The sequence below is a fragment of the Macrococcus sp. DPC7161 genome (assembly GCF_004117835.1).
In the GTDB taxonomy this organism is placed as follows: Bacteria; Bacillota; Bacilli; order Staphylococcales; family Staphylococcaceae; genus SDSC01.
In genome coordinates this window covers 607,498-622,397 of the sequence record NZ_SDSC01000001.1, presented here as the reverse complement: position 1 = coordinate 622,397, position 14,900 = coordinate 607,498, and the positions used below count along the sequence as shown (strand labels likewise).

The window sequence follows — 14,900 nt, the reverse complement described above, 5'->3', positions numbered from 1 at the left end:
GAATTATTTCCGTTATTATTTTTTTTGCGTTATAATTAGTACCAGGTAATAATACCTAGTGAAAGGTGAGAGTTATGGAAAAAGAATTTGATTTGGTGATTATAGGTGGAGGTATTGCTGGATACACTGCTGCAATACGTGCTAGCCAATTGGGCATGCACGTTGCACTAATTGAAAAAAATAAATTAGGTGGCACTTGTTTACATCAAGGTTGTATTCCAACAAAAACATATTTAAAAACATCAAAAATGATTGATGATATGAAACATGCAAATGTTTTTGGCATAGATGAAGTTCAACCAAAATTTTCTTTTGAAAAAATTCAAGAAAGAAAAAATAACATTGTTGAACAACTTTATCGTGGTATTGAGTATTTAGTACAAAAAAATAAGATTAAAGTAATTAATGGTACTGCGAGACTACTTGGACCATCTATTTTTTCACCAAGAGCAGGCACTGTTTCTGTTTCGTTTGAAGATGGTTCAAGTGAATTGATTCAAAATAAATTCGTGTTAATTTGCACAGGCTCAAGACCAAAACCATTATCATTTTTACCTTTTAATAACAAAAATATTATTTCTAGTGATGATTTTATGAAGTTAGAACAATTACCTAAATCTATTGGTATTGTTGGTGGAGGCGTTATCGGCATTGAATTTGCATCATTTTTAGCAGATTTAAACGTCAAAGTAACCGTTCTTGAAGCAGGAGATACTATATTACCGAATGAAGATAAAGCTTATACAAAGCTTTTACAAAAAGCACTGGAAGCTAGAGGTGTGCGTTTCATATTTAATTGTCAGTTGAATGAACATGATTTTGATATCGATGAAAATGTGACTTTAAAGCTTAAAAATATTAATGAAACATTAACATTTGAAAAAATGTTAATAGCCATTGGTAGACAACCAAACAGTGATGATATTGGGTTAGAAAACACAAAAATTGAGACAGCAAAGCAAATGATTGTCGTTAATGATCGATATCAGACTAGTGAAACCCATATTTATGCAGTAGGTGATGTTATCGGTGGGTTACAACTTGCTCATGTTGCAGCAAAAGAAGCAATCACAGCGGTTGAATGGATGAACGATTTAGTGCCAATACCAATTTTAGAAAACCAAATACCTAGGTGTATTTATTCGAATCCAGAAATGGCTTCAGTAGGATTATCAAAAGAAAGCGCAAAAAAATTAGGATATGAAATTATAGAAGTGAAAATACCGTTTAAAGCCATTGGAATGGCACTCATTGAAAACAATGCAGAAGGTTTCGCAAGTATGATATTTGATAAACATACAAATGATATTTTAGGTGTAAGTATGATTGGCAAACAGGCAACTGAAATGATTAACGAAGTTTCATTAGCAAAGTTTATGAACGCATCGGGATACGAATTAGGTTCAAGTGTTCACGCACACCCATCGATGTCAGAAATATTAAATGAGATTGGTCTTGCATCCGTGGATAAAGCTATTCATTATTAATTTGGAGGTTTCATATGTTTGATTTACAAAATACAGATTTAACAAAAGAGGATTTAAAGCAAATGTTTTATTCAATGCTTCTAGGTAGAAGATTGGATGAGCGCTTATGGCTTTTGAATCGTTCTGGTCAATTACCGTTTGTCATAAGCTGTCAAGGACAAGAGGCGACTCAAATAGGGATGGCATTTGCATTAAAAGAAGGCGATATTTCAGCTCCTTATTATAGGGATTTAGCATTTATCACTCATTTAGGAATTACGCCATTGGAAACAATGATGTCTGCATTTGCTAAAGAAGGTGACACTTCAAGCGGTGGTAAACAAATGCCTAGCCACTTTAGCAAAAAGTCCTTAGGGATTATGACACAAGGTTCTTGTGTTGCAACACAAATATTACATGCAGTTGGTGCAAGTTTAGCATTTAAAATGGATGGCAAAAATCAAGTTGCTATAGCAACGCTCGGTGAAGGATCATCGAACCAAGGGGATTTTCATGAAGGGTTAAATTTTGCAGGTGTGCATCAATTACCATTTATATGTGTCATTGAAAATAATGATTATGCAATTAGTGTCCATTCATCATTACAATATGCTGCTAAAAAACTATCTGATAGAGCGATTGGCTATGGCATCACTGGGGTTCAAGTTGATGGAAATAATCCTATTGCAGTTTATGAAGTTGTAAAAGCTGCTAGAGAAAGAGCAATTAGAGGAGAAGGTGCTACTTTAATTGAAGCGATGACGACAAGATTAACACCTCATTCTTCTGATGACGATGATCAATATCGTACAGAAGATGAAAGGGCGAATAATAAAGAGAAGGATTGCTTATTGTTATTTAAAAACTTTTTGATAACTAAAGATATTCTAACCGAAAAATTGATAGAAGAAATGGAAACAAACATTAAATCAATCATTGATGATGCTACGAATCAAGCAAAAGCAGCAAAATACCCAGAAATATCTGAGTGTTTAACGCACGTTTATGGAGGTTAATCATGGCGAAATTAAGCTATTTAGAAGCAATTAAAACGGCAATAAATGAAGAAATGGTTAGAGATGATAATGTATTTGTTATTGGAGAGGATGTTGGTAAAAAGGGTGGGGTCTTTGGTGTTACAAAAGGACTTTATGAACAATTTGGTCCATATCGTTCAATTGACGCCCCATTAGCAGAATCAAATATCGTTGGAACAAGTATCGGTGCAGCGATGGTTGGTAAAAGACCGATTGCAGAAATACAATTTGCTGAATATATTCTTCCTGCAACAAATCAAATCGTAAATGAAGCGGCAAAAATTAGATATCGTTCGAATAATGATTGGCACTGTCCATTGACGATTAGAGCACCATTTGGTGGCGGCATTCATGGGGCATTGTATCACTCTCAATCGATAGAAGCGATTTTTACATCTACACCGGGATTAAAAGTTGTAATTCCATCGGATCCATATGATGCAAAAGGATTGATGAAAGCAGCTATTCGTGATAATGATCCAGTATTATTTTTTGAACATAAAAAAGCATATCGCATGTTGAAAAGTGAAGTTCCTGAAAATGATTATGTTGTTGAAATTGGCAAAGCCAGTATAAAAAAAGAAGGCACTGATTTAACAATAATAACTTACGGTTTGATGGTGTATTATGCATTAGAAGTTGCAAATCAACTTGAAAAAGAAGGCATCAGTATTAAAGTGGTCGATTTAAGAACGCTATACCCCCTTGATAAACCAAGTATTATTGAAGCAGCGACTTCTACCGGTAAAGTGTTGTTGATTACTGAAGATAATTTAGAAGGCAGTGTGATGAGTGAAGTTTCAGCCATCATCGCAGAAAATTGTTTGTTTGATTTAGATGCCCCTATAAAAAGACTTGCAGGCCCAGATGTACCAGCAATGCCATATTCACCGCCATTAGAGGATTACTTTATGGTCAATTCAGAAAAAATAGAGCAAGCTGCTAGGGCTTTAGCTGAATTTTAGGAGGAATTTAAATGGATATTAAAATGCCTAAATTAGGAGAAAGTGTACATGAAGGGACAATTGACCAATGGTTAGTAAAACCTGGAGACAAAATAAATGAGTATGATCCAATTTGTGATGTCATTACAGATAAAGTCACTGCTCAAGTGCCATCTACGACGACTGGAGTTATTCAAGAAATCCTTGTTGAAGCTGGAATGACTGTAGAAGTGGGCACTGTTATTTGTAAAATTGATACAAAAAGTAATAATAAACCTGAAGAAGAACAAGCAACAATAAAAGAAGGAATTCATCAAGAGAAAACAAATGAAATATATCCACAAATAAATAATGAAGAACAAAAATTTAAAAACAACGGACGATATTCCCCTGTTGTATTTAAATTAGCATCTAAGCATCAAATTGAGTTAAATGATGTTATTGGTACTGGATTTGAAGGTCGTGTTACCAAGAATGATGTGCTAAAATTTATAGAAACACAAAAGAATGACGAGGTAATTCATGAAATACAAAAAAATCCTACAGACAGTAAACCTCTTCCAAAGAAATACGTGGAAAAAGATACTTTACAAACGATTCAGACAATACCAATCAATAGTGTGAGACGTAGCATTGCGAACAAAATGATACAATCTGTTCAAGAAATTCCACATGCATGGATGATGATTGAAGTAGACGTTACAAATTTGGTCAATATAAGAAACAAGTACAAAGAAAAATTTAAGGAAGATGAAGGATTCTCTTTAACGTATTTTAGCTTTTTTATAAAAGCAGTCGCGAAATCATTAAAGAAGTATCCAATGATGCATGCAACTTGGCAATCAGATGAAATCATATTAAATAAAGAGATTAATATTTCAATTGCAGTTGCGAGTGATGATAAACTATATGTGCCAGTAATCAAGCATGTTGATGAATTGTCTATTAAGGGGATTGCAAAAAAAGTGAATGAATTTGCGAATAAAGGTCGCAATCACCAATTAAATGTTTCTGATATGCAAGGTGGATCATTTACTGTTAATAATACAGGGGCATTTGGTTCTGTAATGTCTATGGGTATTATAAATCATCCACAAGCAGCCATTTTACAAGTTGAAACGATTAAAAAACGTGTAGAAGTGATCGATGGAAATATAGGTATTCGTGATATGTGTCACTTGTGCTTATCTATTGACCATAGAATGCTAGATGGATTAATGGCAGGTCAATTTTTAAACCACATTAAACATCAATTAGAAAATATTGATGAAAATGAATTAGTATAATAAATGACGCCTTTAAAATCAAAAGCTAGATTTTAAAGGCGTATTTTTGTATGATGAATATATCAAAAATATTATGAGGTGTTTAAGTATGGAAATGGATTTTAATTTATATATGGAAGAATTTATCGGTAACGCAAGAAGAGAAATTGAAAGTGCTGGTTACAAACAATTAACAACACCAGAAGAAGTTGAAGCATCATTTAGCAAACCAGGTACTACATTCGTTATGATTAATTCAGTTTGTGGGTGTGCAGGTGGTATTGCAAGACCAGCAGCTGCTCATGCGATTCACTATGATAAATTACCAGATCAATTAGTAACTGTTTTTGCAGGTCAAGACAAAGAAGCAACTGCGAAAGCACGTGATTATTTTGAGGGATATCCACCTTCAAGCCCATCATTTGCCTTACTTAAAGATGGAAAAATCGTAAAAATGATTGAACGTCACGAAATTGAAGGACACGATCCTATGAGTGTCATCACAAGTATTCAAGCGTTATTTGAAGAACATTGTGAGGAAAGATAATATTTGTGAAATTAAAACCTTATAAAATAGGACTTAGAACTGTAAAAACAGCGTTTGGTATGGCGTTAGGTGTATATATTGCTAAAATGTTAGGTGTTCAAAATTACTCCTCTGCAGCAATATTAGTGGTACTTTGTGTAAAAAATACAAAAATGAAATCAGTTGAAGCTGCAAGTGCACGATTTGTTTCTTGTATAATGGCTTTATTGATGTCCTATTTATTTTTTACATATATGGGGCACGAAGCGGGTGTCATTGGATTATTGGTATTATTATTTATCCCTATCACAGTGATGTTTGGTGTGCAAGAAGGTGTCGTGACTAGTTGTGTTATGATGCTCCATTGTTTCAACCAACCTAATATTACTGTTGAGTTTTTATTGAATGAGTTTTTATTGCTCTGTATCGGTATTGGTATCGGATTGTTATTAAACTTAATTATGCCAAAACATGATAAAATGTTAAAAAATTATAAAGATACGATTGAACGTGAGTTTCAAGTATTGATGGCAGAATTAAGTGATGCACTAAAGTATCCAGAAATGATTTTGGATGTCTCAAAATTAGAAAAAGTGAAGAAAACGATAGCTTCTGCTAAATCACTGGCTTTTAATGAGGTTGAAAATCATTTTTCACGAAATGAAAATTCTTATTATTTTTATTTTGATATGAGACAAAATCAACTAGATATTATTGAACGCATGATGGGATTAATCAATCGAATTGACTGTAAAGAGAAATTGCATTTACATTGTAGTGAACTTTTAATGGATTGTTCTAGAAATATTTCTAGCAATAACTATACTGCAATTCGTTTACATGATTTGTATGAAATTCAACTGAACATGGATCAACATCCTTTGCCAAAAACGACTGAACAATTAAACTCAAGAGCTGCGGCGATTCAATTGTTAAATGAGCTTGAAGAGTATTTAAATATTAAGTCTAAGTTTGGATCATTAAAATTATACTAAAAAAACCAGCCAAAACGGCTGGTTTTTTAGTATCCAGTTAAGTAAGGTAATACAGCACTTAAGATTAAAGCTGAAACAATCACTATTAATAATATGATAATTAATATTCTCATGATATTTTTATTTCCCATAAGATTACTCCTTCATGTGAATTTTCTATTATTATAGCAAACATATACTTAAAACTAAACTTTAATCAATGTTATAATAATGAAAAAAGGAGTGATACTATGCAAAATAAAAGATTAGTTGATACTTTTATTGAATTGGTAAAAATCGACAGTGAAACAGGGAATGAAAGAGAGATTTGTAATCATTTATTATCAGTATTTGAATCTTTAGGCTTAGAAGTATTTGAAGATGAAACACAACAAAAAACTGGCTTTGGTGCAGGAAATTTATTTGCTACATTAAAAGGTGATTCATCAATCGAACCTATTTTATTTTCTTGCCACATGGATACAGTCACACCAGGTAAGGGTATTGAACCCATCATTACTGATAATGTGATTCATACAGATGGAAGTACAATTTTAGGCGCGGATGACAAAGCTGGTGTTGCTGTAATGATTGAATTGATTCGTCATTTACAAGAAAAAAACATTCAGCATGGAGATATTCAATTTGTGATATCTGTAGGTGAAGAATCTCATTTAGTCGGTGCTAGTGCAATAAATCCTGAACATTTAAAGGCGAAATATGGATTTGCGTTGGATTCAGGAGATAAAGTAGGTGGCATTGTCGTTGCTGCTCCTACTAACGGTTCTATTGTCGCTGAATTAATAGGTAAAACAGCACATGCGGGAATTGAGCCAGAAAAAGGCATCTCAGCGATTACAATCGCAGCAAATGCAGTAAGCAATATGAAACTTGGTCGTATTGATGAAGAAACAACAGCTAATATTGGTCGTATTGAAGGTGGCGATAAAACAAATATCGTTGCTGATTATTGTAAAATTATTGGTGAAGCACGTAGTTTAGAGCAAGATAAAATGACAAATCAATTAGAGCATATGAAACAAGCTTTTGAAACCGCTGCAGCATCTTTAGGTGGTGAAGCAAACGTTGAATTGAAAGTAAGTTACCCAAGTTTTAAAATTGATGAAAATAGTAAAGTCGTTGATATTGCTAAGCAAGCAGCTGTTAAAATTGGACGTACACCTGTAGTAGCAACTTCTGGTGGAGGTAGTGATGCGAATTACATCAACAGCTATGGAGTGCCTACAGTGGTATTGTCAGTTGGTTATGAACAGATTCATACAGTGAATGAACGTATGCCAATTGAAGAATTAGAAGCACTACTTGCTCAAACTATTGAAATAGTAAAGTTAGTATAAGAAATAATCATTATTTCATGATATAGTATAGGTATTAAAAATTAAGGTGAGGTTTAATATGACAAAACAACAAATTGGTGTTATCGGACTTGCGGTAATGGGAAAAAACTTAGCTTGGAATATAGAATCAAGAGGATTTACTGTTTCAGTTTATAATCGTTCAAAAGAAAAAACGGACGAAATGGTACAAGAATCACAAGGAAAAAATATTTTCCCAACATATTCACTTGAAGAATTTGTTTCAAGTTTAGAAACACCTAGAAAAATTATGATGATGGTTAAAGCTGGGGAAGCAACAGACAAAACAATCGACAGTTTAATTCCATTATTAGATGAAGGCGATATTTTAATTGATGGTGGTAATACGAACTATAATGACACAATTCGTCGAAATGCATATTTATCTGAAAAGGGCTTTAACTTTATTGGAACTGGTGTTTCAGGTGGTGAGGAAGGTGCATTAAGAGGACCTTCAATCATGCCAGGTGGCCAAAAAGAAGCGTTTGAATTAGTTAAACCAATTTTAGAGGCCATTTCTGCAAAAGCATCAGATGGTAAACCATGTGTTGCATATATTGGTCCAGATGGTGCTGGACACTACGTAAAAATGGTACACAATGGTATTGAATATGCTGATATGCAATTAATTGCAGAAAGCTATGACTTAATGAAAAATGTGCTAGGCATGGATCATAAAGAAATTGCTGCTACTTTTAAAGAATGGAATCAAGGTGAGTTAGAAAGCTTCTTAATCGAAATTACTGCTGACATTTTTGAGAAATTAGATGCGGATGGCACACCTTTAGTAGAAAAAGTATTAGATAAAGCTGGTCAAAAAGGTACTGGTAAATGGACTTCTATTAATGCATTAGATTTAGGTATTCCTTTATCAATCATTACTGAGTCGGTGTTTGCTCGTTGCATTTCAGCTCAAAAAGATGAGCGTGTCGTTGCATCTAAAACATTTACAGCTGAAACAACACCATTTGTTGGTGATAAAAAAGAATTTTTAGAAGCAATTCGCCAAGCATTATACATGAGTAAAATTTGTAGTTATGCACAAGGATTTACGCAAATGAAAGAAGCTTCTAAAGAATACAATTGGAATCTTCAATTAGGAGATTTAGCAATGATCTGGCGTGAAGGATGTATTATCCGTGCGCAATTCTTACAAAAAATTAAAGATGCATATGATAACAATGCAGAATTAAATAATTTATTATTAGATCCATACTTTAAAGAAATCGTACAAAAATACGAATTAAATTTACGTAAAGTAAGTGCAACTGCTATTCTAGCAGGTGTACCTGTACCAGGATTTGCTGCAGCTATCAACTATTTTGATAGCTATAGAACAGCTGATTTACCTGCAAATTTAATTCAAGCTCAACGTGATTACTTTGGTGCGCATACTTATGAAAGAAAAGATCAAGAGGGCGTATTCCATAGTAAATGGAAATAATATAAAGAGAGCTAGACTCAAAAGTCTAGCTCTCTTTATATTTGCATTGGAAACCACGCAACTACTTTGTTTTGTCCATGTTCAAAATTAATATCATGCTTAAATTGATAGATGTGAACATCATTTAAATTAGTGTATAAATTTAAATTAATTTGTTGTTCCTTAGATTGCCAAATTTCATTAATACAATAATCGATATGACCTCTATGTTCAATACACATATATTCACCGTTAGGAATAATAAATGTTTCGTAATCATAAGTACGTTCAGATGCAACGCCTATAAATATCTTTAATTGTTGTTCATAAATTTGTGTCGCAATATATACATAATCTTCACTTCGATGATTTAATAATTTTTTAGTTTTTGCATCATGATAAAAACTATGTAGTGTATCTGCAATCAAAAATGGATCAATCAAATCAATGCCTTTATATTCATATAATTGGCCAATGAGATTTTTTCGTTCCTTTTGAATTATATCGAAGCTGAAAGGCTTATTTTCTGTGACATCGATTTTTAAATATAAGCGGTGCAAAAGCTTTTGACTAGGAAATTGTTGCCTTACTTGAATTGGAGAAACATTAAAATGGTCACTAAATGCATTACTAAAACTATGTGCATCATTGTAACCAAATTTCATTGCAATATCAATTAATCGGTAATTACCTTGTCTTAATAAATATGCTGCTTCTGTCATTCTTCTATTGTTTAAATAACGTTCAATATCATAGCCTGTTAACATCATAAATGTTTGATTAATGATATAAGTATTTTCACCAATATATTCAGCCATTTTTTCGATTTCAAATGGTTTATATAAATGGTCTTCTAAATATACAATTGCGCGTTGTACGATTGATATAGATTGCAAATTGTCACCAACTTCTTAATAAATGTTTAGGTTTAATATATACAAATTTAATTTTTATATTCGAAAAATAAAACTTTTTCTCTTGAATCGATATCGAAATCCTCTAAATGTAACGTTTCAATACATTGAAATTGTGGATAAAACGACATTAACAATTCGTATTCATAAGTAGGAAAATACAAAATAATATAATGCTTTAATTTTTGTAAATTTTCTTCATTACTTTCTAACATTTCTATATAGCTCTCTATTACCTTTTTAAATATATGCTCGCTAAAAGGGTTGAAAAAGAATAAATGTGTATCATCTATTTTAAATTGATAATCAAGGGCATTTAGGTTATAGACATTTATGGATGTATTTTGATGTTCAAGTTGATATTGAGATAAATTGTTAAGACTGAACAAATAAAGTTGCTTGTTTAATTCAATACCTTTAACTTTAAAATTTAAGAAATATTGAAATGTGATTGGTACACGTAAAAGACCCGAACCAAAATCTACAAGCGTATTTTGATAATTTGGATATTGATATAGATTATTTTTTTGAATGATTTCAATTATCATTAATAAATCATGATAGTGTGTGGGTTCATAACGATTATTATGATGATTGGTAAAAGAATGAATTGCATTCTCTGTTTCTATCCTCAACAATGCATCAAAATCTTGCGAATTAAATTGTTTATAGTTATTTTTGTCAATTGGTCTCATTGACTTAGTATATAATAACTTTCCAATAAAAAAAAGCTTCATCCATAGGACAAAGCTTTCAAAGATTAATTAAAATCCCACCATCTGAAATTATCTCGGCTTAATAGTAATTCACTTTTGATTGGTCCATTACTGCCAGCTGGATAGTTCGGGAAAGGAGCGGGGTGTTCATCCCAGTAATTTGCTACAGTATCTACATAGCCCCAAGTGGCTTTAAGTTCTTCCCAATGCGTGAAGTTAGTAGAATCCCCACGTAAACAATCATAAATCAATCCTTCATATGCATCTACTGTGTTCATTTTATCTTGAGCAGTCATTGCATAAGATAATTTGATTGGTTCCGTATCAATACCTTCAATATATTTTCTTGCGTTTAAATGAAGTTCAATACCTTCATTTGGTTGGATATTAATTACCAGTAAGTTAGAATCAAGCTGTTTATCACGATCATAATATAAATTCATTGGTACTTCTTTAAATTCAACAACGACACGAATTTCTTTTTCTTTCATGCGTTTACCCGTACGGATATAGAATGGAACACCTGCCCATCTAAAGTTATCGATCAATACTTTTGCAGCAACGAAGGTAGGGGTATTTGAATTTGGATCCACATTATCCTCATCACGATAACGTTGAACAGGTTCACCATTAATGACACCTTCATCGTATTGTCCACGTACAAAATAAGAACGCACATGTTCTGGTTTGATATTTCTAATGGCACGTAATACTTTTACTTTTTCATTTCTAACATCTTCAGATGCTAATGAAATAGGGGGTTCCATAGCGAGTAATGAAACAATTTGTAACATATGGTTTTGCACCATATCTTTTAAAGCACCACTTTTATCATAGTAACCACCGCGATCTTCTACACCTAATATTTCTGAAGAGGTAACTTGAATGTTAGAAATATATTTGTTGTTCCATAATGGTTCGAACATCGCATTACTAAAACGGATAACTTCAATATTTTGCACCATATCTTTTCCTAAATAATGGTCTATTCTATAGATTTCTTCTTCTTTAAATGATTTTCTTAACTGCGTATTTAGTTTTTCAGCACTTTTTAAATCAGTTCCAAATGGTTTTTCGATAATTAATCGTTTAAAACCTTTCACTTTTGTTAATCCAGAAGATTTTAGAAAATCTGATACTGTTCCGAAGAATTCTGGGGCCATTGCTAAATAAAATAAGCGATTGCCTTCTAAATTAAATTGATTGTCTAATTCATTAGAAAGTTGTAATAGATTATCATAACTTTCTTTTAAATTTACATCATGTGATTGATAAAAAACATGTTCTAAAAAGTCCTCTAATTTATGTGTGTCTTTCACAAATTTTTCAATAGATAATTTGATTTCTGAGCGAAATTTTTCATTTGACCAATCACGTCGACCGACACCAATTATAGCTACTTTTTCATTTAAATTGTCTTGTTGATATAAATGGAATAATGATGGAAAAAGTTTACGATGACTTAAATCACCAGTTGCTCCAAAAATCGTAATCAGACATGGTATGTTTTGTTTTTCGATATCCAAATGAATAACCTCGATTCCTTTATTAGTCTTTTTTATTTTTCCATACAATGCATCAAAATACAATTAAAACATGCTATAATATTCGATGGTGGAGGGTTAAATTTTATGAAAGTTCATTTTTTAGGCACAGGTGCTGGATTGCCTTCAAAATTCAGACATACACAATCAACAATTTTAGAGTTAAATCCGATTAAACAAGAATATTGGCTATTTGATGCATGTGAAGCTGTTCAACATCAAATTTTACATACAAATATTAAATTATCAAAATTAACAAGAATATTTATTACGCATTTGCACGGCGATCATATATTTGGTTTACCAGGTTTATTAACATCAAGAAGTTTTCAAGGTGGGGAGGGTAAGTTACTGACAATCTATGGTCCAAAAGGAATTAAGACATTTATTGAAATGACTTTAAATGTGAGCGGATCGCATTTGAATTATCCGATTGAAGTTATTGAGTTAAGTGAAAATGAATTTAATACGGCGATTGATGGTATTCAAATCAAAGCATTGTTATTAGATCATGGCATTGATTCTTATGGTTATCGTATTGAATTTCCAGAGACAATTGGCAATATTATTCAAGAGAAATTAGAAAATAAACAAATTTATCCTGGTCCAATATACCAATTATTTAAATCTCAAGAATATGTAGATTATAACGGTGAGTTGTTAAGAACAAAAGATTTTAGAACAGACAATATTCCTGGTAAAATTATTGTCTTTTTTGGTGACACAAAGCCTTGTAATAATGAATTGATATTAGTTTCAAATGCAGATATTGTCATACATGAATGTACTTATTTAGATGGTCCACTAGATTTGAGCCATAAATATTACCATACTCATATCCAAGATATTATCGCATTAAACAGTCAATCAAACGTAAAGCAATTCTTATTAAATCATATCAGTAATCGATATCTTGAAGAGGAAATTGAAGTGTTAAAAAATAAAATACAAGTTGAAAATCCAGAATTGAATTTTCAACTTGTAAATGATTTCGAAAGCTATGAAATATAAAAAATCAGTGGTCAATACCACTGATTTTTTTATGATTCTTTAGACAATTCTTTACTGCGTTTTACAGCTTCGTTCAAACAATCAACAAATATCTCATCAATAGGATACTTTCTTAATGCATCCAGTCCTGCTTTAGTTGTACCACCTTTAGAAGTGATATTTTCACGTAATTTTTCAATTTCCAAATCACTACTTTCAAGCATTTGACCTGTTCCGATTATTAAATGTCGTATAGCTTGATCTAAATCCGCTTCATTTAATCCTATTTGCTTGGCAGCATGAATGTATTGTTCATAAACATAATACAAAAATGCTGGACCAGAACCAGTAATCGCAGTGATTTGATGTAATTTTTCTTCTTCGACTTCGATTGCTGTACCGAATGAATCTAATATTTTAAATAATTCTTTTTTATGATTTGCATCAATTTCTTGACTAAATGTGATACCAGTAACAGATTTACCGACTTGTGCATTGGTATTTGGCATGATTCTAGCAATTGGATTAGAGGTATTAAGTGCTGTTTTAATTTGATGAATACTAATACCTGCCATTATAGAAATAAAATGATTTTCAGGTCTGATTTTATCCTTAATGCGTTCTGCTAAGCTTCCAAAATCATAAGGCTTTGTTGCTAAAAATACATAATCTGCATCTTCTAATAAAGTGTCATCATCATAACTGTAATTAACGTTTAATTCTTCTTTGTATGCCGCAAGTAAGTGCTCACTACTGCGATTGGTTAAATAAATATCATGACTGTTTAGAACACTACTTTCGATCAATCCGTGAAATATTGCACTTGCCATATTTCCTGCACCGTAAAAAACTATTTTCATAATGCGCCCCCTTATTTGATTTACTGTTGCATTATTTTAAATTATAGTAAATATAGTGAAAAATTAAAACCAATATATGTAGAGGTTAGTATGAATAAAAAGAATATCGTCATCACTGGGGGAACAAGTGGTTTAGGATTATCCTTGGTAAGGTTATATGTTGAAAAAGGCCATAATGTCCATTGTATTGCGAGAGATGAAAAGAAATGTATCACTATACAAAATGAACTTGCAACGTGCGAAGGTCAGTTCAGTTACTCGATTATAGATATGAATCAAATTGAATCGATTGATCAATTTGAATTTGATAAAAATATTGATATCTTAGTGCTTAATGCAGGTGTTGGATTATTTGAATCATTTGAATCGCATGGTGTACAAGATATCAAATCCATCATACATGTGAATTTCCTTGCGCCAATCCTTTTATTAAAGTATTGTTTACCAAAGTTATCTCATAATGCAACAATCGTAGGTATTACTAGTATGTCCGCTAAAGTTTCAACACCTTATGCATCTATATATGCAAGCAGTAAGGCTGGATTTTATCAATTTTTAAATGCACTGCGTTTAGAAACAAATCATCATATTATGACTGTAAACACAGGCCCAATAAAAACACCTTTTCATGAAAAAGCACACGCAAATAAAAATCCACTTATCGAAATTATAAAGTTAAATCCAGACAAATTAGCATTGCGCATTCTAAAGGGTATTGAAAAGCAAAAAATTGAAATCAATGCGCCAATATGGATGTTAATGGCTTTAAATTCAATACAAATCGCACCGAGATCAATAGAAAAACTAATTAAACCATTATTACTTACCAAACAAAAATAAGTGTGCATTTCAAATCATGCACACT

General features: G+C 32.0%; 15 protein-coding genes. 10 read left to right on the top strand and 5 right to left on the bottom strand.

The annotated features are described in order from the left end of the window. Window positions 1-74 precede the first annotated feature (74 nt). From lpdA to ER639_RS03085, 6 genes are all read left to right on the top strand, one after another. Complete coding sequence (lpdA, locus tag ER639_RS03110) at window positions 75-1,487, top strand: dihydrolipoyl dehydrogenase (RefSeq protein ID WP_129064290.1); 1,413 nt, start codon at window positions 75-77, stop codon at window positions 1,485-1,487. 14 nt (window positions 1,488-1,501) lie between these two features. Further along, entirely contained in the window at window positions 1,502-2,482 is a 981-nt protein-coding gene (locus ER639_RS03105) for a thiamine pyrophosphate-dependent dehydrogenase E1 component subunit alpha (RefSeq protein WP_129064289.1), read from the top strand. Window positions 2,483-2,484: 2 nt separating this feature from the next. Further along, a complete protein-coding gene (locus ER639_RS03100) occupies window positions 2,485-3,468 on the top strand; it encodes an alpha-ketoacid dehydrogenase subunit beta (RefSeq protein WP_129064288.1) in 984 nt (327 codons plus the stop codon). 11 nt (window positions 3,469-3,479) lie between these two features. Continuing rightward, window positions 3,480-4,733, top strand: coding sequence for a dihydrolipoamide acetyltransferase family protein (locus ER639_RS03095; protein ID WP_129064287.1), 1,254 nt, complete (start codon window positions 3,480-3,482; stop codon window positions 4,731-4,733). An 88-nt stretch (window positions 4,734-4,821) separates the two neighbouring features. Continuing rightward, window positions 4,822-5,259: a BrxA/BrxB family bacilliredoxin gene (locus tag ER639_RS03090; protein ID WP_129064286.1), complete on the top strand. Its 438-nt coding sequence runs from the start codon at window positions 4,822-4,824 to the stop codon at window positions 5,257-5,259. 5 nt (window positions 5,260-5,264) lie between these two features. Continuing rightward, window positions 5,265-6,233 (top strand): aromatic acid exporter family protein, encoded by a 969-nt coding sequence (locus ER639_RS03085; protein ID WP_129064285.1) that lies wholly within the window; start codon window positions 5,265-5,267, stop codon window positions 6,231-6,233. 26 nt (window positions 6,234-6,259) lie between these two features. On the opposite strand, the gene ER639_RS12630 is transcribed toward ER639_RS03085, so the two are convergent. Next, complete coding sequence (locus ER639_RS12630) at window positions 6,260-6,364, bottom strand: stressosome-associated protein Prli42 (RefSeq protein ID WP_483306221.1); 105 nt, start codon at window positions 6,362-6,364, stop codon at window positions 6,260-6,262. 99 nt (window positions 6,365-6,463) lie between these two features. Between ER639_RS12630 and ER639_RS03080 the strand changes: the two genes are divergently transcribed. Together ER639_RS03080 and gndA are read left to right on the top strand one after the other, a co-directional pair. Next, the gene (locus tag ER639_RS03080; RefSeq protein WP_129064284.1) at window positions 6,464-7,570 is read left to right on the top strand and encodes a M20/M25/M40 family metallo-hydrolase; all 1,107 of its coding nucleotides are present in this window, start codon (window positions 6,464-6,466) and stop codon (window positions 7,568-7,570) included. A gap of 58 nt (window positions 7,571-7,628) precedes the next feature. Further along, window positions 7,629-9,032 (top strand): NADP-dependent phosphogluconate dehydrogenase, encoded by a 1,404-nt coding sequence (gene gndA, locus ER639_RS03075; RefSeq protein WP_129064283.1) that lies wholly within the window; start codon window positions 7,629-7,631, stop codon window positions 9,030-9,032. 35 nt (window positions 9,033-9,067) lie between these two features. Here the strand turns inward: gndA and ER639_RS03070 are convergent, their stop codons facing one another. The 3 genes from ER639_RS03070 to zwf all read right to left on the bottom strand — a co-directional run bounded on the left by ER639_RS03070 (window position 9,068) and on the right by zwf (window position 12,167). Continuing rightward, window positions 9,068-9,907, bottom strand: coding sequence for an AraC family transcriptional regulator (locus tag ER639_RS03070; RefSeq protein ID WP_129064282.1), 840 nt, complete (start codon window positions 9,905-9,907; stop codon window positions 9,068-9,070). A 47-nt stretch (window positions 9,908-9,954) separates the two neighbouring features. Beyond that, on the bottom strand, window positions 9,955-10,620 hold the full coding sequence (locus tag ER639_RS03065) for a hypothetical protein (RefSeq protein WP_129064281.1): 666 nt from the start codon (window positions 10,618-10,620) through the stop codon (window positions 9,955-9,957). 65 nt (window positions 10,621-10,685) lie between these two features. Further along, window positions 10,686-12,167 (bottom strand): glucose-6-phosphate dehydrogenase, encoded by a 1,482-nt coding sequence (gene zwf, locus ER639_RS03060; protein ID WP_129064280.1) that lies wholly within the window; start codon window positions 12,165-12,167, stop codon window positions 10,686-10,688. 105 nt (window positions 12,168-12,272) lie between these two features. Here zwf and rnz point away from each other — a divergent pair, with 105 nt between their 5' ends. Further along, window positions 12,273-13,196 (top strand): ribonuclease Z, encoded by a 924-nt coding sequence (rnz, locus tag ER639_RS03055; protein WP_129064279.1) that lies wholly within the window; start codon window positions 12,273-12,275, stop codon window positions 13,194-13,196. Between the two features lie 29 nt (window positions 13,197-13,225). Here the strand turns inward: rnz and proC are convergent, their stop codons facing one another. Next, window positions 13,226-14,035: a pyrroline-5-carboxylate reductase gene (gene proC / locus ER639_RS03050; protein WP_129064278.1), complete on the bottom strand. Its 810-nt coding sequence runs from the start codon at window positions 14,033-14,035 to the stop codon at window positions 13,226-13,228. Between the two features lie 90 nt (window positions 14,036-14,125). On the opposite strand from proC, the gene ER639_RS03045 reads away from it, so the two are divergent. After that, window positions 14,126-14,875, top strand: a complete 750-nt coding sequence (locus ER639_RS03045) for an SDR family NAD(P)-dependent oxidoreductase (protein ID WP_129064277.1) — start codon at window positions 14,126-14,128, stop codon at window positions 14,873-14,875. The last annotated feature ends 25 nt before the right edge of the window (window positions 14,876-14,900 follow it).